The sequence below is a fragment of the Lutibacter sp. HS1-25 genome (genome assembly GCF_004121075.1).
Taxonomy (GTDB): domain Bacteria; phylum Bacteroidota; class Bacteroidia; order Flavobacteriales; family Flavobacteriaceae; genus Lutibacter.
This window is the reverse complement of sequence record NZ_RHLN01000024.1, coordinates 1-21,747: the sequence shown is the minus strand read 5'-3', so window position 1 is coordinate 21,747 and position 21,747 is coordinate 1. Positions and strand designations below refer to the sequence as shown.

At 30.6% G+C, this 21,747-nt stretch carries 22 protein-coding genes; 12 read left to right on the top strand and 10 right to left on the bottom strand.

Features of this window, described 5'->3' with window-relative positions; genetic code table 11:
- Positions 1-28 precede the first annotated feature (28 nt).
- Positions 29-706, top strand: a complete 678-nt coding sequence (gene rsmI, locus EC396_RS09875) for a 16S rRNA (cytidine(1402)-2'-O)-methyltransferase (protein WP_255421340.1) — start codon at positions 29-31, stop codon at positions 704-706.
- 290 nt (positions 707-996) lie between these two features.
- Here rsmI and EC396_RS09860 read toward each other — a convergent pair whose 3' ends face one another.
- The gene (locus tag EC396_RS09860) at positions 997-1,803 is read right to left on the bottom strand and encodes an HAD family hydrolase (protein WP_129366539.1); all 807 of its coding nucleotides are present in this window, start codon (positions 1,801-1,803) and stop codon (positions 997-999) included.
- Between the two features lie 168 nt (positions 1,804-1,971).
- Here EC396_RS09860 and EC396_RS09855 point away from each other — a divergent pair, with 168 nt between their 5' ends.
- Positions 1,972-3,249: a DEAD/DEAH box helicase gene (locus EC396_RS09855; protein ID WP_129366538.1), complete on the top strand. Its 1,278-nt coding sequence runs from the start codon at positions 1,972-1,974 to the stop codon at positions 3,247-3,249.
- 11 nt (positions 3,250-3,260) lie between these two features.
- On the opposite strand, the gene EC396_RS09850 is transcribed toward EC396_RS09855, so the two are convergent.
- From EC396_RS09850 to EC396_RS09830, 5 genes are read right to left on the bottom strand one after another with little or no spacing between them, the layout of a single operon-like run.
- On the bottom strand, positions 3,261-3,746 hold the full coding sequence (locus tag EC396_RS09850) for a GDYXXLXY domain-containing protein (RefSeq protein WP_129366537.1): 486 nt from the start codon (positions 3,744-3,746) through the stop codon (positions 3,261-3,263).
- On the bottom strand, positions 3,733-4,809 hold the full coding sequence (locus EC396_RS09845) for a DUF4401 domain-containing protein (RefSeq protein ID WP_129366536.1): 1,077 nt from the start codon (positions 4,807-4,809) through the stop codon (positions 3,733-3,735). The genes EC396_RS09850 and EC396_RS09845 overlap by 14 nt, the downstream gene beginning before the upstream one ends.
- Entirely contained in the window at positions 4,802-5,755 is a 954-nt protein-coding gene (locus tag EC396_RS09840; RefSeq protein WP_129366535.1) for a DUF2157 domain-containing protein, read from the bottom strand. Before EC396_RS09840 ends, EC396_RS09845 begins: the two co-directional genes overlap by 8 nt.
- Positions 5,756-5,808: 53 nt before the next feature.
- On the bottom strand, positions 5,809-7,488 hold the full coding sequence (locus EC396_RS09835; protein ID WP_129366534.1) for a hypothetical protein: 1,680 nt from the start codon (positions 7,486-7,488) through the stop codon (positions 5,809-5,811).
- A 4-nt stretch (positions 7,489-7,492) separates the two neighbouring features.
- Positions 7,493-8,236, bottom strand: a complete 744-nt coding sequence (locus EC396_RS09830; protein WP_129366533.1) for an NYN domain-containing protein — start codon at positions 8,234-8,236, stop codon at positions 7,493-7,495.
- A 131-nt stretch (positions 8,237-8,367) separates the two neighbouring features.
- Between EC396_RS09830 and EC396_RS09825 the strand changes: the two genes are divergently transcribed.
- From EC396_RS09825 to EC396_RS09810, 4 genes are all read left to right on the top strand, one after another.
- A complete protein-coding gene (locus tag EC396_RS09825) occupies positions 8,368-8,985 on the top strand; it encodes a hypothetical protein (protein WP_129366532.1) in 618 nt (205 codons plus the stop codon).
- 352 nt (positions 8,986-9,337) lie between these two features.
- Positions 9,338-10,009 (top strand): hypothetical protein, encoded by a 672-nt coding sequence (locus EC396_RS09820; RefSeq protein WP_129366531.1) that lies wholly within the window; start codon positions 9,338-9,340, stop codon positions 10,007-10,009.
- Positions 10,010-10,123: 114 nt separating this feature from the next.
- Positions 10,124-10,366 carry a VF530 family DNA-binding protein gene (locus EC396_RS09815; RefSeq protein WP_129366530.1) on the top strand — a complete coding sequence of 81 codons (243 nt, stop codon included), beginning with the start codon at positions 10,124-10,126 and terminating at the stop codon, positions 10,364-10,366.
- Positions 10,367-10,387: 21 nt separating this feature from the next.
- Positions 10,388-12,592 carry a radical SAM protein gene (locus EC396_RS09810; protein WP_129366529.1) on the top strand — a complete coding sequence of 735 codons (2,205 nt, stop codon included), beginning with the start codon at positions 10,388-10,390 and terminating at the stop codon, positions 12,590-12,592.
- Positions 12,593-12,608: 16 nt separating this feature from the next.
- On the opposite strand, the gene EC396_RS09805 is transcribed toward EC396_RS09810, so the two are convergent.
- Both EC396_RS09805 and EC396_RS09800 read right to left on the bottom strand, forming a co-directional pair.
- The gene (locus EC396_RS09805) at positions 12,609-13,091 is read right to left on the bottom strand and encodes a PIN domain-containing protein (RefSeq protein WP_129366528.1); all 483 of its coding nucleotides are present in this window, start codon (positions 13,089-13,091) and stop codon (positions 12,609-12,611) included.
- Positions 13,088-13,855: a hypothetical protein gene (locus EC396_RS09800; protein WP_129366527.1), complete on the bottom strand. Its 768-nt coding sequence runs from the start codon at positions 13,853-13,855 to the stop codon at positions 13,088-13,090. Before EC396_RS09800 ends, EC396_RS09805 begins: the two co-directional genes overlap by 4 nt.
- 120 nt (positions 13,856-13,975) lie before the next feature.
- Here EC396_RS09800 and EC396_RS09795 point away from each other — a divergent pair, with 120 nt between their 5' ends.
- Positions 13,976-15,214 carry a DEAD/DEAH box helicase gene (locus EC396_RS09795; RefSeq protein ID WP_129366526.1) on the top strand — a complete coding sequence of 413 codons (1,239 nt, stop codon included), beginning with the start codon at positions 13,976-13,978 and terminating at the stop codon, positions 15,212-15,214.
- Between the two features lie 213 nt (positions 15,215-15,427).
- On the opposite strand, the gene EC396_RS09790 is transcribed toward EC396_RS09795, so the two are convergent.
- Both EC396_RS09790 and rlmF read right to left on the bottom strand, forming a co-directional pair.
- On the bottom strand, positions 15,428-16,828 hold the full coding sequence (locus tag EC396_RS09790; RefSeq protein WP_129366525.1) for a hypothetical protein: 1,401 nt from the start codon (positions 16,826-16,828) through the stop codon (positions 15,428-15,430).
- 161 nt (positions 16,829-16,989) lie between these two features.
- Positions 16,990-17,895: a 23S rRNA (adenine(1618)-N(6))-methyltransferase RlmF gene (gene rlmF, locus EC396_RS09785; protein ID WP_129366524.1), complete on the bottom strand. Its 906-nt coding sequence runs from the start codon at positions 17,893-17,895 to the stop codon at positions 16,990-16,992.
- Positions 17,896-18,025: 130 nt separating this feature from the next.
- On the opposite strand from rlmF, the gene EC396_RS09780 reads away from it, so the two are divergent.
- The 5 genes from EC396_RS09780 to EC396_RS09760 all read left to right on the top strand — a co-directional run.
- Positions 18,026-18,604: a TetR/AcrR family transcriptional regulator gene (locus EC396_RS09780; RefSeq protein ID WP_129366523.1), complete on the top strand. Its 579-nt coding sequence runs from the start codon at positions 18,026-18,028 to the stop codon at positions 18,602-18,604.
- Between the two features lie 3 nt (positions 18,605-18,607).
- Entirely contained in the window at positions 18,608-19,273 is a 666-nt protein-coding gene (locus EC396_RS09775; protein WP_129366522.1) for an NAD(P)H-binding protein, read from the top strand.
- A gap of 16 nt (positions 19,274-19,289) precedes the next feature.
- Complete coding sequence (locus EC396_RS09770; RefSeq protein WP_129366521.1) at positions 19,290-19,922, top strand: nitroreductase family protein; 633 nt, start codon at positions 19,290-19,292, stop codon at positions 19,920-19,922.
- Between the two features lie 20 nt (positions 19,923-19,942).
- On the top strand, positions 19,943-21,103 hold the full coding sequence (locus tag EC396_RS09765) for an iron-containing alcohol dehydrogenase (protein WP_129366520.1): 1,161 nt from the start codon (positions 19,943-19,945) through the stop codon (positions 21,101-21,103).
- 114 nt (positions 21,104-21,217) lie between these two features.
- Positions 21,218-21,747: transposase (locus tag EC396_RS09760; RefSeq protein WP_164975239.1), on the top strand; the 530-nt coding region annotated here is incomplete at its 3' end.

Sequence of the window (21,747 nt, the reverse complement as noted above, 5' to 3'; positions counted from 1 at the left end):
TAAATGATCTAAAATAACATTCAACAATTTGGAATCAAAATTATATTTAGTACCAACTCCTATTGGAAATTTAGAGGATATGACTTTTAGAGCTGTAAAAGTTTTAAAAGAAGTAGATTTAATTTTAGCTGAAGATACGCGTACCAGCGGAAAATTATTGAAACATTTCGATATTTCAACACATATGCACAGTCACCATATGCACAACGAGCATAAAACGGTTGAAAATATTGTGCAACGCATAAAAAATGGCGATGCTATTGCTTTGATTTCTGATGCAGGAACACCAGCAATTTCTGATCCAGGTTTTTTGTTAACAAGAGCTTGTATTGAAAATGGAATTGAAATTGAATGTTTACCAGGCGCCACCGCTTTTGTGCCTGCTTTGGTTAATAGTGGTTTGCCTAATGATAAATTTGTATTTGAAGGATTTTTACCTGTGAAAAAAGGGCGTCAAACGCGTCTTACTTTTTTAGCTGAAGAAACCCGAACGATGATTTTTTACGAATCGCCTCACAAATTGGTTAAAACTTTGACTAATTTTATTGAATATTTTGGTGAAGATCGTCCTATTGCAGTTTCAAGAGAATTGACAAAATTATACGAAGAAACTGTAAGAGGAACAGTGGCCGAAGTTTTGGCTCATTTTACAAAAAAGGATCCAAAAGGCGAATTTGTTGTTGTAGTTGGCGGGAAGAAGGTTTAATTTTGAATTACGAATTACGAATTACGAATTACGAATTACGAATTACGAATTACGAATTATCAATTACGAATTATGAATTGTAAATTGTAAATTATCAATTATCAATTATCAATTATCAATTATCAATTATCAATTACGAATTACGAATTATCAATTACGAATTATGAATTGTAAATTATCAATTATCAATTATCAATTGTAAATTATCAATTATCAATTATCAATTGTAAATTATCAATTATCAATTGTAAATTTTTAGATACTAGGTACTAAAATAAATTCTTCAGTCTTTACCCAATAAACTCTTTAATGGCTTTTGCTACACCGTCTTTTTTATTGCTATCGGTAATGGCTTTTGCTACTTTTAAAACTTCTTCATTGGCATTTGCTACGGCAATACCCAAACCAACAGCTTTTAGCATTTCAATATCGTTGTAATTATCGCCAAAAGCAATTACTTTTTCCATTGAAATATTGGTGTAACATTGTTTTAACAAAACTTCAATAGCGGTTTTTTTAGAAATATTTTTATGCGAAATTTCGATATAAGTATCTTTTGAACGGTACAACATAATTTCATCTGAAAAATTATTTTCCAACCATTTATACAATGTGTCAATTTCTTCAGCATCGCCCATACACATAATTTTATGCGCTCCTTTTTCTTCAGCAACCCAAGATGTTAAAACATCAACAGGAGATTTTATAACAGGAGTTACTTTGGTGTTGTTTTCTTCGCGTTTAGCCCAATAATCCATAGCAGGCACATACCATTCGTCTGCATGAAACAAGCTTAAATGTACATTTGTATTTTCGCACTGATCAATAATTTGTGCCAATACTTCATTTTTAATAAAAGTAGAATGCAATACTTTTTCATTATTTAAAACCAATCCGCCATTATAAGCAATTAAAGGAGTAGACTCGTTTTTAAATTCTTTTTGTAAATGACGCATTCCTTTTGGCATTCGAGATGAAATAAGCACAAATGGAATAGGTGAAACACGTTGCACCTGAGCGATTGTTTGTTTAGATAATTCTCGGTCTTTATTTAAAAGTGTTCCATCAATATCGGAACAAATTAACTGATAACTCATATTGCCTTTTATTATAAGTTTGCAAAAATAAACAATACAATTGTAAGCTGTTTAAACTTAACCAGATATCTACTAAATCGATTTATATATGCAAAATTAAAGGCCATTTTTAGGTAAAAACTGTTTATCCAAACAATTAACCTACCTTTGTTGCCTTATTTAAGTTATATGACATTTAAAGATTTAGGGGTTATTGAACCCATTTTAAAATCGCTAGAGATAGCAGGATACACACATCCAACTCCAATTCAACAACAATCCATTCCAATTTTATTAGACCGAAAAGATTTATTAGGTTGTGCCCAAACAGGAACAGGAAAAACAGCAGCTTTTACAATTCCAATTATTCAGCATTTATACAATAGCATTCAAGAGTTAAAGGGAAAACGCAAAATAAAAGCGTTGATTGTTACGCCAACGCGCGAATTAGCAATTCAAATTAATGACAATATTACGGCCTATGGTCAGTTTACAAACATAAAAAATACAGTTATTTTTGGTGGTGTAAAACAGGGCGGACAAACAGATTCGTTGCGCAGAGGTACTGATATTTTAGTGGCAACTCCAGGTCGTTTGTTAGACCTAATTTCACAAGGTTTTATCAGTTTAAAAGATGTGAAATATTTTGTGTTAGATGAAGCCGATCAAATGTTAGATATGGGCTTTATTCACGACATAAAAAAACTAATTGCCATGTTGCCTGCAAAACGACAATCGTTGTTTTTCTCGGCAACAATGCCCGCTTCTATTATAGATTTATCTCGAAATATTTTAGGAAATTACGAAAAAGTAACCATAAAACCCAAACAGGCAACTGCTGAAAAAGTTGAACAAGCTGTTTATTTTGTGAGTAAATCTAACAAGCCTAATTTGTTGGTTCATTTAATTGAAGAAAATCCAGATGCATCTGTTTTGGTGTTTTCAAGAACCAAGCACGGAGCCGATAAAGTAGTGCGTATGTTGGCTAAATCACATATAAAAGCAGCTGCCATTCACGGTAATAAATCGCAAGGTGCACGTCAGCGTGCTTTAAACGATTTTAAAGATGGTAATTTACACGTATTAATTGCCACAGATATTGCTGCCAGAGGTATTGATATTGAAGAATTACAATTGGTAATTAATTACGATTTGCCAAATATTCCGGAAACTTATGTGCATAGAATTGGTAGAACCGGACGTGCAAAAGCCAGCGGAATTGCACTTTCTTTTTGTAATGTTGAAGAAAAAGAATATTTAAGAGATATTCAAAAGTTAATTAATCAGCAAATTCCTGTAATTGAAGAACATCCTTTTTTATTGGATGACAATGAAGAAGTTCCTTTGGTTCAAAAACCAACAAAAAATCAACGTAAAAAAAACAATAGAAAAGCTGAACACAAACCTAAAGAAGGTGAAACAGCTAAAAAACCAAAGCGTAAATTTTACGGTAAAAAACCTAAATAGGTTTTAAAATTTTATTCAATCTTATGGAGGTTTTCATTATAAAGTCCAACTAAAATACTGTTGCCTTTACCATCAACCTGTAAACCTCCATATTTTGCTTTTTCGTATTTTTCAGCTTGGCCTTCTTCAAAAAAGAAAGATTCGGCACCAATGTTCATATTCCAGTTGCCCAAAGTATATTCAATTAAAAATTCATCATTGTTTAAAGGTGTTTTTTTAGGTTGAATTCTTATTCTTTCAGCAATTCCTTCCTTATTGGTTTTAACAACTATAAAACCGCGTTTGGAAATACTCTCTACACTATTTTTTTCAGAAATCTTATAATTCAAACGCATATAATCGCCTTGCATTAAAGATCGTGGATCTACGGGAGCCAATTCTAAAAGTATCAGTTTTCCTTCAGATAAAATTGCTTCTTTTTTTACGATTGAATTGTTAAATAACACCAACAGTAGCAGCAGATTTATAAAAATAATGATCCATTTAAATTTTTTCATTTTGAACGCTTTTTTTATGAATAAATGCATAAAACACCAAAAACAATATGCCCGAAACAATTAAAATAATAGATTTAGTGAGTAAGCTAAAATTGAGGTCGTAATAATACTGCGAAATAAAGTAAATAAGTGCAATGATTCCAATAACCAATCCTGTTTTATAATTCACTAAAAAACACAGTAAAACAATTAAAATTGCACCCAAAATTGATGGCGCAAAAATTGTTGACGACAATACCAAAACAGTAAGCAGGTAAATTGTAATTTGATTTTTTTTGTCTGTTACTTCTAAAATTTTAACAATTTGACTTACTAAATAAATAACAAGCAGCATTAACATTACCGAAGACAACCATATAAAACCAATGTTTAAATCTAAAATGGTTCTATTGCCTAAAAAAGCCAATCCAAATAGCAGCGAAAAGATCAAGCCAATGCGAATTGGGTTGTAAAGTTTTGAAAACTTGTTGTTTATGGTAATAATTTTACCTTCATTTAAAATAACATAAGTTAACATTGCCGCTATTAAAACGGTGTACATTTGAAAAAGTTCATAAACCTTGTTCAAAATAATTAAACTAAGTATGCTGCCACAAGCAGTAATTACAGCAACAAACGACAATATATAGGTTTGATTTAGCACCAAAGTTATAAATGCAACTACAAAAATAGCCAGTGCAATTACACTATTAGTTGCATTAAAAAAGTGTAAACCTATACCTAAAAGTACCAAACCAGTAACATAGGCTGAAATACTTATAGTGTCGAAAATTATTTTATCAAATTTTTTATTAATTGAAATGGCCGCAATTACAAATGCAATACCAACGGCAACAAGTGCGGTTGGAGAATCAAACAAGCCCATTAAACTTAAAAAACCAAGAAATGACTGGGTAGCAAAAAATCCTCCAAATAACGAAAGTATTTTAATTGCCAAGCTGGTTTTGTTTTGTTCTCTTTTTTGATATTCTAATAAAATAGCTTGTTCATTGCATTGAAATTCTTTGCCTTCAAAATCTTGAACAGACTTTAATGTTGCGAGTATTTGCTCATTTTTATCCATTTGTCCATTTTTTTTGAAGGTCTAATAGCAGTTTAATTGAAAAAGTTATACTTCCAATAATAAATAAGGTTACTATTAAATAGGAAGCATCACTTTTAAAAATTTTTATTAAAAAAGAGGTAATAATTACAACCAAACTAAATGCTATGATAGCAAGATAAAAGGTAGTATTAATTTGTAAACTATACCAAACAGCAGAAGCATATAAAATTGAAGTTAGCACAAATAATGTCCAAAATGAAATGTCAAATTTGCTGAAAATACCAATTACAATACCTATGGTTGCTGAAAAAATTGCAGCCAAAGCAATGGTATAAAAAAACCATTTTGGAAAAGAAATTTTGGTTATTTTTTTGAATCCAACTATAAAAAAGATGAAGAATAAAGAGTTAACTAATAAAAGCAATGTTGAAATAAAAACACCTGACCAATCTTGTGCAACTTGTTGCGAATATAAAACCAAGGTTGTGTTGATTAGGGTAAGATAAATAAGCCAAAGCGGTGCAAAATTTGAGATTAAAACCCAAAGACTTATAAATAAAGTCCAACCTAAGAAAAAATCGTATGCATTTGCGCCAGTTTGATAAATTTGACCAAAAACAGCAAATAAAACACCAACTAAAATCGATGCACTTGTAAGCGCTAAATTCTTAATTAGGTCATTAAATTTTGAGAATAAAACTACAAATGTTGTAATAATTATAAGCCCTTCCATTAAACCCAGCTTAACAAACTTATGCAAATCTGCCCAGTTGTAAGCAAAAAAGAAAAGAACGCCAAAGGTTGCAAAACCAATACCCAAACTTAAAAAAAACAACCTTAAAAATTGTTGCCAAGATGTTGGCGAACTGTAAATATTTTGTTTTAAAATGCTTTGAACACCTTTTGCAGACCAATTGCTGTTTTGGCTAATAATGTAAATATCATCTCTACTTAGTTTTACCATAATTTTAGTTTTTGTAAGCTAATTTTTAAACTACTAATTCTAAAATAAAAGGATTATCGCTTTTTAGAAAACCATTTCTTTCTACTTTTCTTTTTAACCTCTTTCTCTGTTTTTCCAATAGGATTTAAGGTATTTACCATTCCAGACATAACCGATTTCCATAAAAGGTTTCCAAAACCTTTATAAGGTACTCTTTCAAATTCAATAATACCAACTCTTAATTTTCCATTTTTAGAAGGATTTGAATTGTTCATTAAGGTATTTCCCAACCACGAAGCGGTTTTCATCTTTTTATGTTCTTTTAAAATATCGATTTTTATGTCGCTGTAAAGCATTGTCATTTCACCTTTAGAACCAGCAGGGGTGCCGTGTACTGAAAAATTCATACTGTGTAATTTTCCTTCCTCAAATTTTACACCTGTGGCAGGATAAATGGCAGTATTAAATTCTTTAAAATTGGCACCTCCAAGTTTTCCAACAAATGAAAAAGAATTGTTCCAGGTGTTATAAGGCATAAAAACAGTAAGATTTAAATGAGCCACATTGTTTAATTTACCTAATATATGAATGTTTAAAGGTTTGCTGTTTTTTAAACTGTCTTTTATAGAAGTAATGTGATTAAAGTTTGCATTAATGTCTGATATAGTAACAGTTAACAATTCATTGGTAATATCGTGTTTCTCTTTGTAAGTAAACAAACTATTTTTAATCAATACTTTTTGAATGTAAATAGGTTGGTCTAATCTTTTTAATTTCTGATTTAAATACAAAGGCCTTTTTTGCTTATTAAAAGGTTTTGTTTGGTCTTTGTAAATGTCGAGATTTAATCCATCAACATCAATGCTATCAATAGCAATAACACCATTTTTAATAATGCTATCTATATAAAAACCATTAAAAATAATTTTTTTACTTGCAACTTCATAAACCTCACTATTGTATTTATAGGTCGAAGCCAATTTAAATTTATCAATTTTTGGTTTTAATTTAAAATTAGAAACTTGAATCGTTTTTTTAGGAAAATCGTATAAAATATCTTCTAAAAATAGATCGTAATTTCCTTTTTCTAAATCTATATGTTGATTTTTTAATTGAATTTGTAATGAATCTTTATTGAATTTAAAATAATTTTCAGCATTTGGGTAAGCATTAAATGCAATGCCACTAATTAGACAAGATTTTTCTTGATAAGCAAACAGTGTATCTATTTTTTGAGCATTGATAATTGTTAATTTAAAATTGTTAAATTCAATATTACTTATATCAATTTTTTCAATTCCTTTTATAAAAATAGAGTCAAATGATTTTTTTGGAGCTTCTTTTGAATTTAAATAAGTGTCTGATTTGTAAATGTTTAAATCAATATCTTTGGCAATAATTTTATCGACTGAAATTTCTTTAGAGAGTAAAATATTAAAAATATCAAATCCTTTAATTTTCAATTCTGAAAGGTAAAATTCTGAAGCAATAGCTTTAGGCGTTTTACCGAGTTTAAAATTTTCAAAAAACAAACTATCGGGCTTAATATGAAGACCTTTTAAGGTTAAATGACTTGTAAAAACGTCAATTTCAGTCTTTTCAAGTGTTAAAAAAATAGCACCTTTACTGTTAATATTTTCGATCTCAGTTTTTACAACTTTTGTAACAATCGTATTTAAAATAATATTAGCCGAGACAATTACAATTGCTATAATACCAAAAATAAGCAACCATATTTTATATCTTAGTTTCATTTATTTATGACTTATTATTTTTTTTATTTCTTACATAAATAAGCTTAAATCTACCACTATTGTTATCGCGTTGTTCAATTTCAAATTGAGGCAACGATTTAAATAATGGGGTTAATTTTTCAAAACCAAAGTTACGCGCATCAAAATTGGGTTGCTTTTTTAATAATAACGAACCTACATCGCCCATAAAAGCCCATCCATCGTCATCGGCGGCATCATCAACCGAGTTTCTTAACAATCTAATTACTTTCGGATTAATTTTATCAATACTTGCCTTTTTTGTTGGTTTAGCACCATCTGGAGTGTCTTCTTCCAAAGCCAAAATTTCTAAATAAATAAATTTATCGCAGGCAACTATAAACGGGTCGGGTGTTTTCTTTTCGCCAATACCGTAAACAACCAAACCAGCTTCACGCAAACGTGTGGCTAATTTTGTAAAATCACTATCTGATGAAACCAAACAAAATCCGTTTACTTTTTCAGAATATAAAATATCCATAGCATCAATAATCATTGCAGAATCTGTTGCGTTTTTACCAGTTGTATAGCCATATTGTTGTATGGGCGTTATGGCATTTTCGAGCAAAATATTTTTCCATTTAGACAAATGTGGTTTTGTCCAATCTCCATAAATTCTTTTAATGGTTGGTGTGCCATATTTGGTAATTTCCTCCATCATTTCTTTGATATATTTTGATGGAATATTGTCGCCGTCTATTAAAACGGCTAGTTTAGTGTCTTTTATCATAGCATAAAGTTACAAAAAACAGCTATTCTTTTACTGATATTTGACAATTATCATAAAATATGCGCACTAAAAATGATATGTTTGGTTATCAAAAAAAATTGTATCAAAAATTTTAATCTTAAATTTTAATTATGAAAAAATTATTAGCACCATTTTCTGTTGTGGCATTTATTCTTATTGGCTGTAATTTGTCACCAAAAAACAATGTAACCCAATTAACTAAAACAGAAACTTTAACAACTCAAACTACTGCTGAAAACACTTTAATTTTGAATAATTCGGTAGGTGATTTTAAAATTGGAGAAAAAATTTCAGCTAAAAACTATACCATTAAGGAAGATGCTATTACGCTTATGGATGAAGGTGAAGAATGGACAGAACCAATTTTTAAAATTTCAGCAAATGAAGAACAACTAATGGTTTTAAAACCAAAATTTGATTTTGAAGCAAATATTTACACTAAAAATATTGGTGAAATAATTGTGAATAGCGAAAAATTTAAAACTGAAAAAGGTATTGGCGTAAATTCAACTATTGGTGAGTTTATAGCGCAATATCCAAATTATAAAATTTGGTTCACATACATAGGTGGAGATAGATTTGTGATTGAAACCCCTGATTTAAATATTAAATTTTTACTCGACGAAAAAGATTATAAAGGTAAAATTCAAGTTACTGGTGAAGAAACCCCTCTAAATATTGCGGATTTTAACCCAACTGCTAAAATTAAAAATGTACGCGTTTTATAATTTTTAAACTAAAATAACCTATTTGTTTTAGTACTCAATGCTTGTTTTTTAACTTACATTGGGCTTTTTTTGTGAAATAAACGGGCAAATTATATTGGGTTTTTTAGTAAATTTAAACTTAAAAAACCATCATTCAATTCATTCAAATAGTTGCTTTTGTTTTAACTAAAGTGAGATTGAGCAGTTTAATTTACAACTTTTATTAAAAGACTTTAAAAAACCCTTAAATTTGCAAATATTAGATTTTAAAAAATATCGGTGTTTTTTGGTTTTTGTTTATCATAACAATAGCAAAATAATACAGCTTTAAACAATATTTTAACTTCGAACTAAAATATATAATTATAAAAAAATGAGCGAAGAAAATTACTTTTCAATAAGAATGGCAAGATTGTCAGATGCTGAATTGAAAAAATACGTTGATAATAAAGACGATTTTCAACATTATGCTGTTTTAACAGCCATATTAGAGCTTGAAAAAAGAGGAATTACTGTTGAAAATAGCGACATTATAAAACAAGAATTGGCTGAAATTATTGAGCCTATAGCGCAATCGGCATCGCAAAGTACGGTGCAAATAGAATCAAATACAGAAACACCTGCATTGTATAGCACACAAGCTATCTTTATTTTTGGTGCACTGTTTTCGGTATTTGGCGGTGGTATTTTAATGGCTTTAAACTTGTTTCAACTGAATAAAAAAAATAGTGGTTGGTTGGTGCTTCTTGGTGCATTTTTTTATTCGTTTGCATTAAATTATATCTATACTTTTTTAAATATTGCAGACAAGGTTTCTATCACTAATTTTATATCAGCAAGTGATATTATTTATGCCTTAATAATTTCTATAGTATCAAGTTTAATAGGTGTTTTTATTTTGTATAAACTTATTTGGGAAAAAGAAAAACCCTTAAATGCCACATACCCAAAAAGAGGTATTATAAAACCTATTTTAATTATTTTACTTATCAATTTGGTTGCAGGTTTGGTGCTGATGTCATCGGGTAATTTTCCTCAATTATAATTTATAAAAACTTATATTGTAACTTCGATCACAAATAAATAGTGTCAATAGTACAAGAATTGGACTTGTTTGAAATGGCTTTTTTTGCAAAATAATTTAATAAATAACAGTTTAATGGATTTAGATAAACCAAAAGATAACAGCCAAATTAACAATCCGTTACACGGTGTAAAACTGGCCGAAATTGTGCAATATTTGGTGTCGTTTTACGGTTGGGAAGAATTGGGAACACGTATAAAAATAAATTGTTTTAACAGCAACCCAACCATCAAATCGAGTTTGAAATTTTTACGCAGAACACCTTGGGCAAGAACCAAAGTAGAAGAACTATATTTGCGAACAATTGAAAAACAATAAATCATTAAAATTGTATTTAAAATGGTAAAAGATATTTTATTGATTACACCGCCTTTTACCCAATTAAACACACCCTATCCGGGCACCGTTTATTTGAAAGGCTTTTTAAATACAAAAAACATACAATCGCATCAATCAGATTTAGGAATTGAAGTTATTTTGGCTCTTTTTTCAAAAAAAGGGTTGACTGATATTTTTAATTTTTCGGTTGAAAATAATACAATTACTTCTGAAAATTCACAAAGAATATTTGCTCTAAAAAACGACTATTTAAAAACCATTGAGCCAGTTATTGAATTTCTGCAAGGAAAAAATCAAACTTTTGCAAGGCAAATTTGTACAGATTCTTTTCTGCCTCAGGCTTCACGTTTTGAACAGTTAGACGATTTAAATTATGCTTTTGGCGAAATGGGTTTGCAAGACAAAGCCAAACATTTAGCAACCCTTTATTTAGAAGATTTATCTGATTTTATCAAAGAATGTGTTGATGAAAATTTTGGTTTTAGTAGGTATGCAGAACGCTTGGGAAAAAGTGCCAATAGTTTTGACGAGCTGTACAACAGTTTACAACACAACCCAACTTATATTGACCAAATTACACTTCAAATTTTAGCTGAAATTCTGGAAGAAATTCAACCAAAATTGGTGTGTTTTTCAGTGCCATTTCCGGGCAATTTATACAGTGCTTTTCGTTGCGCTCAATTTATAAAAAACAAGTATCCAAAAATTAAAATTGGTATGGGTGGCGGTTTCCCAAATACCGAATTGCGTTCTGTTTCAGACGTTCGTGTTTTTGATTTTTTTGATTATATTACTCTAGATGATGGCGAATTGCCTGTTGAATTGTTGCTATCAAATGTGTTAAATCCTTCCGCAGAAAACATAGATTTTAACAAGTTTAAAAGAACTTTTTTAAAGGAAGAAAACGCTGTTGTTTACAATAATTCTTCAACAAAAAGCGACTACAAACAAGCTGAAATTGGTACGCCCGATTATACAGATTTGTTGCTAAATAAATACATTTCGGTCATAGAAATTGCAAATCCAATGCACAGTTTATGGAGTGACGGTCGTTGGAATAAACTCACTATGGCGCATGGTTGTTATTGGGCAAAATGTACTTTTTGTGATATCTCTCTCGATTATATCAAAATTTATGAGCCTATAACCGCCAAATTATTGGTTGATAGAATGGAAGAAATCATTGCCAAAACTGGCGAAACTGGATTTCATTTTGTTGATGAAGCTGCACCACCGGCATTGATGAGGGCTTTGGCTTTGGAAATTTTAAAACGTGATTTGGGTGTCACTTGGTGGACCAACATTCGGTTTGAAAAAAGTTTTACAAAAGACCTTTGTTTGTTGTTAAAAGCTTCGGGTTGTATTGCGGTTTCGGGTGGTTTGGAAGTGGCTTCAGATCGTTTGTTAAAACTAATTGATAAAGGTGTAACGGTTGAGCAAGTGGCACAGGTAAATCTTAATTTTACCGAAGCCAACATTATGGTGCACGCTTATTTAATGTACGGTTTTCCAACGCAAACAGCGCAAGAAACGGTGGATAGTTTAGAAATGGTAAGGCAACTATTTGAACTGCAAATTATTCAGTCTGGGTTTTGGCATCAATTTGCATTGACAACCCATAGTCCGATTGGTTTAAATCCTGAAAAATATGGTGTTTTACCCAATTATAAAGACATTACTTTTGCCAATAACGACGTTGATTTTAAAGACGAAACAAATATTGAACACGATAAATTTAGTTACGGATTAAAAAAATCCATTTTCAATTTTATGCACGGCATTGGTTTTGACCTTCCGCTGCAAGACTGGTTTGATTTTGAAATTCCACAAACTGAAATTCAGTCTTATTTTATTGAAGATTGTTTAAAATCAGAAGAAGACTTAAATATCAAATCTTCAGCAAAAATAGTCTGGCTTGGTGGCAAACCATTGGTTTCATATACCTCAAAAACCAAAAGAGGAGCTAGGTTAGAGCTAATTAATTTGGCTTTTCATTCAAAAAATGATTTACTTGAAATTTCATTTGAAAAAGAAAAAGGTGAGTGGCTATTAGCCATTTTGAAGAAAATTTCGGTTAAACAAAACAGCACGCTTACCTTTTTACAAATAAAAGAAGATTTTGAAATGCATTTTGAAAACTTCGAGTTGTTTTGGTATTCAAAACCTGTTAAAAAATTAAGAAATTTCGGATTGTTGGTGTTGTAATTTTGGCTATTATTTATTAAAACAATCTACCAAGTTTATCATTTAAAGAAACCGACAAATCAATAAATTCAAAGTTTAAATTATGTGTCTTTTTTAAAGGATCTATCATTTTACTCAATGATTTTCTATCTTTTGTAATATAGGCATCAATTTTCCTATTATGAATTTGAGCAAATAGTTTTATATCATTGATAATTACTTTACGTTGCTCAGATTTTCTTAATTCCTCATTATCTTTAAGTTCTGCAAAAAATGCTCCAGCAGTTTTAGCATCTGCATAATCAAATTCCAATAGTTGAAAAGCATTTAATGAAAGTAAATTATCAGGATTATCTCCAACAGCATATTCGCTTACAACTATAGTAGACAGGTAAAGTTCTATTTCATTTTCTAAAAAATATTCAAAATAATCTATTGCATTTTGATGGAATTCATCATCTCTTTTCAACAACCTAATACAGAAAGAATTATCTAAAAGAACACTTTTTATTTCTTTCATATCCCTTCAGCTTTTAAATCATCAATCCAAGTATCAACATTGGTTATTTTGCTTAAATTAACTGATGCTTTTTCAATTACTTTTTCTAAAAGGGATTTATTAAAAATAGGTTTGTACTGTATAAACGCTACTAATTCTAAGTCTGACAATTTATCATTTTCAAAACTTTTTTTACCTCGAACCTTTATTCCATATGGTTTATACGTTTTTTTAATACCATCCATAATTTGTTCTTTAGTAGCAGCTATGGTTAGGTTTCCATATTTTTTAGTGCTAATATGTAAATTAGGCATTTTACCACCTTCTTGATAAATTTCTCCATATAGGTAAAATTCACTTTCGTAGAAAGTAGGCGCAATCATTTCGAAATTTGTAGTATAATCTATAATTAAAGGAGACTCTTTTGAAATAGAGTTGTTAAACTCAATTGAGTAACCATATTTGATAGCTTTCCGTTGAAATTTATCAATAATTGATTGTCTTTTGTAATCTAAAAAATCAAGATTATTTCTGCTTTTTATTTCACTTGTCAAACCATTGAATAAAATCACAGCTGAAATAGGTAAAAAGAATTTATGTTTTGCAGAACCTTCTTCAAGATTGTATGAGATATGTGGTCGGTTTTGTTTTTCCTTTCGTTCAGGATATAAGAATGATTCCACATCTGATATAATTTCTTTAATTTCATTTATATCAATGTCTTTGGGAGCTAATGTATTATCTCTATTAGTAACCCTTATTTCTATGTAACCTTGTTCTTCCACTTGTCTAAAATACAAAATTACTCAATAAAAAAAAATTACATACTATGTAAGTCTTAAATTTGATAAATCTCCTTGCCTATTTTACCGTATCTTTGCAAAAATATTGTATAAACAACGCATATGCCATTTAAAGAATTACAACTCATAAAACCGCTTTTAAAAGCCATTGCCGAACAAAATTACGACGCGCCTACACCTGTGCAGGAGCAAACAATTCCTTTAGTTTTGGCCAAAAAAGATGTAATTACAACTGCACAAACCGGAACAGGAAAAACAGCAGCTTTTGCTTTGCCTATTTTACAAATGCTTTTTCACAAACAAGATGCAGGTAAAAAAGGAAAAAAGGTAAAAGCGTTGATTGTGAGTCCAACCCGTGAATTGGCAATTCAAATATACGAGAGTTTTAAAGTGTATGGTAAATATACCAACTTAAGAACTACAGTTGTTTATGGCGGAACCTCTATTGAACCTCAAAAAGATGTGTTGAATAAAGGTGTTGATATAGTTGTTGCAACGCCTGGTAGGTTGTTAGATTTACACAAACAAGATGTAATAAATTTAGATTTTATTGAGACCCTAGTTTTAGATGAAGCCGACTTGATGTTGGATATGGGTTTTATTGATGATGTTCGTAAAATTGAACGTTTATGCCCGGTTGAAAAACAAATTTTATTGTTTTCAGCAACTATGCCAATGAAAGTAGTGCAATTGGCAAATACCATTTTAAAAGAGCCTGAAACTGTAAATGCTACGCCTTCTTCATCTGCAGCGCAAAATGTAGAACAATCGTTGTTTTATGTGCACAAACAACATAAAATGGAACTGTGTTTGTTTTTGTTAAGAAACAATATTGAAGGCAATATTATTATTTTTAGACGTACCAAAATGGGCATTGCCAAGCTCGAAAAAATGTTGAAAGGCAACGGCTACAAGGTAGATAGTATTCACGGAGATAAAACGCAAAACGACCGCGAAAAGGCGTTGGATAACTTTAAAGACGGTAAAATAAATATCTTAATTGCCACCGATGTTGCTGCTCGTGGTATAGATATTGACAATTTAGATGCGGTTATCAATTTCGACATTCCAAATATTTCTGAAACCTATGTGCATAGAATTGGTAGAACTGGTAGAGCCGGAAATTCTGGTAAATCATTCTCTTTTTGTTCTGCAGATGAAAAACCTTATATCAAAGGCATTCAGCAGTTATTAAACACCGTGATTCCTGTTGAAGAAAACCATCCGTATGTGCTAGATCCAAAGGCAAAACGCGAGGTTCATAAAACTCCAGGAAAAAGTAAAAATAAACCAGGCCGCAAATCTGAAGCTTCAAAAAAGAACAAAAAACGCTGGTATTGATTTTTTAAGTCTAGAAACTTGAATCCAGACGCCGAATTTTTTGTAAATTTTAATATTTAAAACCAATTTAATTATTAGGGCGTTCCCTATCGGGTCGGGCTTTTCGCTATATCTTTTTTACAATTTCACTGCGTTGCATTGTAAAAAAGGATGCCGCTGCTATCCCTAACGCAGTTTTAATTTTTCAACAAACATTTTCCTGATCTTAAATAATTAAATTAGTTTTTTTGTAACTTCTTTTAATTTATCATTTAAAAAAGGAATTTCTATACCAATTATAAACTGCCAACGATTGTATTTTAAATTAATGTATTGTTTGGTATTACTATCAATTAAAGGTTTGTTAACATTATTTAAACGACTCGATCCATTTGTTAAAGTGGTACCAAAAACAATATTACCCCATTTTAATTTTGAGTCAATTCCTAGACCAAAATGGATTAGGTTTTCATTAAAATTATTATTCAATTCTCCGTTATCAAAAAGTATAAAATCGTTTGCATTATTTTCAATCGAATTTAAATCGGTAGAAAAACTAATAAAAGAAGAAATTTTTTCAGTCATAAAAATTTCAAAACCAGCACCAAAATTAAAAACGCCATTTCTTTTTTCTTCAAATAAAACGGTAGTTAATACTTCATTTCCTGTTTCAAACTGTGGTATAGTTAATCTATTGTATGCATTTAAACCAAAAATATAGTCAAGATTTAAATGTAATTTACTTTTTTTTACGGGTACCCCAGCACCTATTGAAATACCTAAGGGAACTTTTCGGTCAGATTCTAAATCTTTAAAGTTATAATCATAAAACTTATCATTTTCTGGATTTACACCAGCAATTATATTTGTATAATTATATTTTCCTTTGTTATATATTTCCAAATATGGTAAATTCATATTTAACCCCAATTCAAACTTTGAAAATTGATAATTTGCACCTAATTTAAAAAACAGCCCATAAGATTCTTGTTTAAACCCAACACTACTGTTGTAAAATGCAATACCATCATTTGGGATTTTTTCTACAAAGTTTAAATGAGTCGAGTTACTTTCTTTATAAATTGAAGCAAAACCCGAAATCCCTAAACTTAGTTTTTCATTTATTTTTTTTGCCCAGGTCAAACCTAGCCAGTCATCTTTTATTTTATTATTTAAACTGGTTTTAGTTGTTGATTCGTTCATAAAATCAAATACATCCAACGGCTCATTATTTTCAAAATTACTTGTGTAATTTAAATCAATATTAACCCGAGATTTAGATAAAACAGCATATGCGAAACGAGTGCCAAATAAATTAAAAGTACCTCCTGCAATTGAAGGAACTCCATCAAAATTATTATCGCTTATACTTGATTGATCGCCAGAAAGATTTGATAATTTATACGAACTAGCTTGATATGCCTGTGCATTAAATGCAAATTTTGTACTTTGTAATTCGGTTAAACGAGCTGGATTGTAATAAGTTAAGGCAATATCTTCAACACTACCAGTTACGTTTCCTGAAAGTAACATAGAGCTGTTTCCATAGTTGTTAAACTTATAATTTCCTTGTTGAGAGAAAATATTAGAACATAAGAAAAATAGTAATAGGGTAAAATAAAACTTCCCTTGCATAGCTGTATATTAAAATCAGAAAAAAATAAATGATACTTTAAATTATAAGCGATAAAATTACACAATACTTTTACCAAATCCTTTATATTTCTTACAACATTTTTGAATGATTTTTCTTGCAATTTTGTATTACAATGGCAACAAAAATAATATTCTAAAAACTACCAAGCACTTTGTTCTTCAGCAGTTAAAAAAGTCCAAGCTACAACACGGGTTACTTTATTTCCTTGATGCATTGGTATGGTTTTAATTTCTGTTGCACCTAATTTGCTTAAAGAATCGTACATGCTTTGTACATTTTCTTTTTTAGAAACCAAGGTTGTGTACCAAAAACATTGTTTTTTAAACATAGAACTTTCGTATAAATAGGTGTGAATAAACGCTTTTTCTCCGCCTTTATACCACAATTCCTGTTGTTTTCCACTAAAATTTCGAGCTTTTGCATCATTGCCTAAACCTGCTAGTTTTCGAGCATTTGCTTGCATAGCTTCTTCTTGCGAACGATAAAATGGCGGATTACACATAGTTGCTGAAAACTTGTCGTTTTCATTTAAAATTCCTTGAAAAATTTGGGTAGCATCTTTTTGTTGTTTGAATTGAATGCTTTTTGAAAGTGCATTCTTTTTTACAATTTTTTCAGCCCTGTCTATCGATTTTTTATCAATATCAGTTCCTAAAAATCGCCAACTGTATACTGAATTTCCTAACAACGGATAAATACAATTTGCACCTACACCAACATCAATTATATTTACATTTTTTGTAATATTTGAGTTTTTTAATAAATCGGCTAAATGATGAATATAATCTACTCTACCCGGAATAGGCGGGCACAAATTGTCATCTGGAAAATCCCAATACGCAATATAATAGTACTTAAACAACAAAGCGGTATTTAATGCTTTTACCGCTTTTGGATCGGCAAAATTAATGGTTTCAGTATTGTATTTATTTACAAATACAAATTCTTTTAATGTTGGATACGCTTCAATCAATTCAGAAAATTGATATCCGTTTTGATGTACGTTTTCTGAATGAAGTTGACTATTGTTGTTTTTATTTTTCATAAAATAGATTCTTCAGCAAAAGTACTACAATTAATTTTTAACATAATTTTATATTTACAAAATGAATGAACGTTCGTTTTGTAAATAATTTTATATATCTTTGCCTCAGAAAAACAGTAAATAAAGTATTATGGCAATTAGACAAAAATGTGATAAAAAACGCTGCGACCTGTTAAACGCAACACTTCAGTTGGTGAATAACAATGGTTTTCATGATGCGCCTATGTCTAAAATTGCAAAAATGGCAGCGGTTTCTCCTGCAACTATTTACATCTATTTTGAAAATAAGCAAGACCTAATCAATCAACTTTATTTAGAAACAAAGGCAGCATTTTTTAATTATGCATTTCAAAATTTTGAAAAGGAGCAAAGTATTAAAGACAGTTTTAAGCAAGTTTGGTTAAATATTGCAAACTACCGATTGAACAATATAGACGAGTCAAACTTTTTATCGCAATGCGACAATACGCCAATGATTGATGAAAAAAGCCGACAAGAAGGTTTGAAAAATTTACAACCATTGTTAGATTTATGGGAACGCGGACAACAAAAGGGAATTATTAAATTGATTTCGCCTTATTTATTGTACGCATACACCATTTATCCATTGTCTTTTCTAACAAGTATGCACCAAAAAGAAAATTTTATTTTAAATGAAAAACATTTAGAAGAAGCATTTCAATCGGCTTGGGATAGTATAAAATTATAAGTTATGAAAAAAACAGCTATTATTATTGGAGCTTCGGGTTTAACAGGCAATTTGTTGTTGCAGTTGTTGATTAATGATCAACGCTATGAAACCATTAAACTGTTTGGACGTAAAAAAATTGAAGGATTGCCTTTAAAAGTAAAACAATACACAGGAAATTTATTTGAATTAAATAGTTTTAAAGTCCATTTTACAGGTGATGAGGTGTATTGTTGTATAGGTACAACTGCTAAAAAAACACCCGACAAAACAGTTTACAAAGCCATAGATTACGGTATTCCTGTAAATGCGGCAAAATTGGCAAAAGAAAATAAAATCAACACATTTTTGGTAGTTTCGGCTTTAGGTGCAAATGCTGAAAGCAGTATTTTTTATAACAAAACCAAAGGCGAAATGGAGCGTGATGTGTTACAGCAAAATATTGCAAACACGTATATTTTACAACCTTCAATTATTGGAGGAAATAGAAATGAAACCCGTATTGCTGAAAAAATAGGTTTAATGGTTTTTAAAATCATTCAACCTCTATTTCTTGGGAAATTAAAAAAATATAGAATTACAGAAGCTAAGGATATTGCTAGGGCAATGGTAAAATTGGCAAATTCAAGTACAACAGAAAAAATCATAACATCAAATCAAATCACAAAAATTTCAAAAAACGATAACTAAAAAATAAATTAAAATTATGGAATTATTAGACAAATTAAACTGGAGATACGCAGCAAAAGCAATGAATGGTGAAAAAGTATCAGAAGAAAAAATTGACAATATTATTGAAGCTGCTCGTTTGGCACCAACATCAAGTGGTTTACAGCCTTTTGAAATATTGATAGTTAAAAATCAGGCAATAAAAGAAGCTATTAGACCTGTAGCTTGGAATCAGTCTATGATTACAGATTGTTCACATTTATTGGTTTTTGCGGCTTGGGATACTTATACCGAAGACAGAATTAATAAAATGTTTGATTTAACAAACGAGGTTCGTGGGTTTAAAAACGAAGGATGGGAAAATTACCGAAAAATGTTATTAGGTTCATATCCGCAAAAAGATGCTGAAGAAAACTTTAACCACGCTGCAAAACAAGCTTATATTGCATTTAGTGCTGCTATTATTGCTGCCGCTTATGAAGGTGTAGATTGTACGCCAATTGAAGGTTTTGACCCAAATGCTGTTGATGAAATTTTAGGCTTGCGCGAAAAAGGATTGAGAAGTTGTGTGTTATTACCTATTGGTTACAGAGATGCGGATAAAGATTGGTTGGTAAACCTTAAAAAAGTGAGAAAATCAACAGAAGATTTAGTAACTGTAGTTGAGTAATTAATTCAAAACAACAACTTATGAATAATTTTGATTTTCAAAATCCGACTAAAATTATCTTTGGAAAAGATCAAATTTCTAAACTTTCAAAAGAAATTCCAAAGAACGCCAAAGTATTGATGCTGTATGGCGGCGGAAGCATTAAAAAGAACGGAATTTACGAGCAAGTAACAACGGCACTTTCTAATTTTGATGTGGTTGAATTTGGTGGAATCCCAGCAAATCCTGAATATGAAGTTTTAATAAAAGCTTTAAAAATTATTAAAGAAGAAAAGATTACTTTTTTATTAGCTGTTGGTGGTGGATCTGTAATTGACGGAACCAAATTTTTAGCCTCTGCGGCATTGTATGGTGGCTTGGATCCTTGGAACATTCTTGTAAATAACGAACGTACTTTTAAAGGTATGCCTTTTGGAACTGTTTTAACATTGCCTGCAACTGGCTCAGAAATGAATTCGGGCGCTGTAATTACACGAGCTGAAACAAAAGAGAAATTTGCTATGGGAGGTCCAGGTTTGTTTCCTCAGTTTTCAATTTTAGATCCGCAGGTGGTAAAATCCATTCCAAAACGTCAAATTGCAAACGGATTAGCAGATGCTTTTACACACGTAATGGAACAATATATGACCTACTCTGTTGATGCAAAATTACAAGATCGTTTTGCTGAAAGCATTATGCAAACTTTGGTTGAAATTGCACCAACAATGTTAAAAGATGAATTTGATTACAATGCATCTTCAAATTTTATGTGGAGTTGCACAATGGCCTTAAATGGTTTGATTCAAAAAGGAGTTCCGTCTGATTGGGCAATTCATATGATTGGGCACGAATTAACAGCTTTGTACGGCATAGATCACGCTCGTACATTGGCAATAATTACCAAAAGTCATTACACAGTAAACTTAGAAGATAAACAAGAAAAACTTGCCCAATATGCTGAGCGAGTTTGGAATGTTACCGAAGGAAATTTACAAGAAAAAGCATTGGCTGGAATTGAAAAAACAACTCAATTTTTCCATTCATTAGGAATAGATACAAAACTTTCTGATTATACCAAAGATTACAAAGGAACTGCTGAAATTATTTCGAAACGTTTTGAAAAAAGAGGTTGGAAAGGGATAGGTGAAAAAGGAAAAGTAACACCTGAACTTGTTGAAAAAATAGTAACAATGAGTTATTAAAAACTTATTGTGAAAATAGAAAGAAGCCGTCTCATAACCTGAGGCGGTTTTTTTATTAAATGATTTGTATAAAAATCGGTCATTTTGTATCTTTAGGTATTGATAATCAAAGATATGAATACAAATTTTCAATCCTATAATCAACAGCAAAATTGGCTTTTTCCACCTTCTATTGAAGAGCTTATTGCTGATGATCATCCTGTTCGAATAGTCAATGGAATAGTTGAGCAACTCGACTTAAGTTTGCTGGTAGAAGAATATAGTAAAGAAGGAAAACCAAGTTACCATCCAAAAATGATGCTCAAGGTAATGGTCTATGCCTATATGGATAATACCTATTCTAGCCGTAAGATAGAAAAGGCGATGCGAGAGAACATCAACTTTATGTGGCTTGCTGCGCAACAAGTTGCAGACCATAATACTATTGCACGTTTTCGCAGTAAAAAACTGAAGACTATTTTTAAAGACATTTTTAAACAAGTTGTTTTACTTTTAGCAGAAGAAGGACTTGTCACCCTCAAAGAAGTATTTACAGATGGTACAAAAATAGAGTCTATAGCAGGGAGATATACCTTTGTTTGGGGCAATTCCATCAAGACGCGCAAAGAGAAAATGGCAGAACAATTGGAAGCGATGTGGGAATA

Bases quoted from the DNA above. Each gene is read 5' to 3' on its own strand.
- EC396_RS09795 (WP_129366526.1), top strand. From the start codon at position 13,976: ATGCCATTTAAAGAATTACAACTCATAAAACCGCTTTTAAAAGCCATT.
- EC396_RS09770 (WP_129366521.1), top strand. From the start codon at position 19,290: ATGGAATTATTAGACAAATTAAACTGGAGATACGCAGCAAAAGCAATG.
- EC396_RS09835 (WP_129366534.1), bottom strand. From the start codon at position 7,488: ATGAAACTAAGATATAAAATATGGTTGCTTATTTTTGGTATTATAGCA.
- EC396_RS09845 (WP_129366536.1), bottom strand. From the start codon at position 4,809: ATGGATAAAAATGAGCAAATACTCGCAACATTAAAGTCTGTTCAAGAT.
- EC396_RS09790 (WP_129366525.1), bottom strand. From the start codon at position 16,828: ATGCAAGGGAAGTTTTATTTTACCCTATTACTATTTTTCTTATGTTCT.
- EC396_RS09850 (WP_129366537.1), bottom strand. From the start codon at position 3,746: ATGAAAAAATTTAAATGGATCATTATTTTTATAAATCTGCTGCTACTG.
- EC396_RS09825 (WP_129366532.1), top strand. From the start codon at position 8,368: ATGAAAAAATTATTAGCACCATTTTCTGTTGTGGCATTTATTCTTATT.
- EC396_RS09815 (WP_129366530.1), top strand. From the start codon at position 10,124: ATGGATTTAGATAAACCAAAAGATAACAGCCAAATTAACAATCCGTTA.
- EC396_RS09780 (WP_129366523.1), top strand. From the start codon at position 18,026: ATGGCAATTAGACAAAAATGTGATAAAAAACGCTGCGACCTGTTAAAC.
- EC396_RS09840 (WP_129366535.1), bottom strand. From the start codon at position 5,755: ATGGTAAAACTAAGTAGAGATGATATTTACATTATTAGCCAAAACAGC.
- EC396_RS09830 (WP_129366533.1), bottom strand. From the start codon at position 8,236: ATGATAAAAGACACTAAACTAGCCGTTTTAATAGACGGCGACAATATT.
- EC396_RS09805 (WP_129366528.1), bottom strand. From the start codon at position 13,091: ATGAAAGAAATAAAAAGTGTTCTTTTAGATAATTCTTTCTGTATTAGG.
- EC396_RS09860 (WP_129366539.1), bottom strand. From the start codon at position 1,803: ATGAGTTATCAGTTAATTTGTTCCGATATTGATGGAACACTTTTAAAT.
- EC396_RS09810 (WP_129366529.1), top strand. From the start codon at position 10,388: ATGGTAAAAGATATTTTATTGATTACACCGCCTTTTACCCAATTAAAC.
- EC396_RS09820 (WP_129366531.1), top strand. From the start codon at position 9,338: ATGAGCGAAGAAAATTACTTTTCAATAAGAATGGCAAGATTGTCAGAT.
- EC396_RS09765 (WP_129366520.1), top strand. From the start codon at position 19,943: ATGAATAATTTTGATTTTCAAAATCCGACTAAAATTATCTTTGGAAAA.
- EC396_RS09775 (WP_129366522.1), top strand. From the start codon at position 18,608: ATGAAAAAAACAGCTATTATTATTGGAGCTTCGGGTTTAACAGGCAAT.
- EC396_RS09855 (WP_129366538.1), top strand. From the start codon at position 1,972: ATGACATTTAAAGATTTAGGGGTTATTGAACCCATTTTAAAATCGCTA.
- rlmF (WP_129366524.1), bottom strand. From the start codon at position 17,895: ATGAAAAATAAAAACAACAATAGTCAACTTCATTCAGAAAACGTACAT.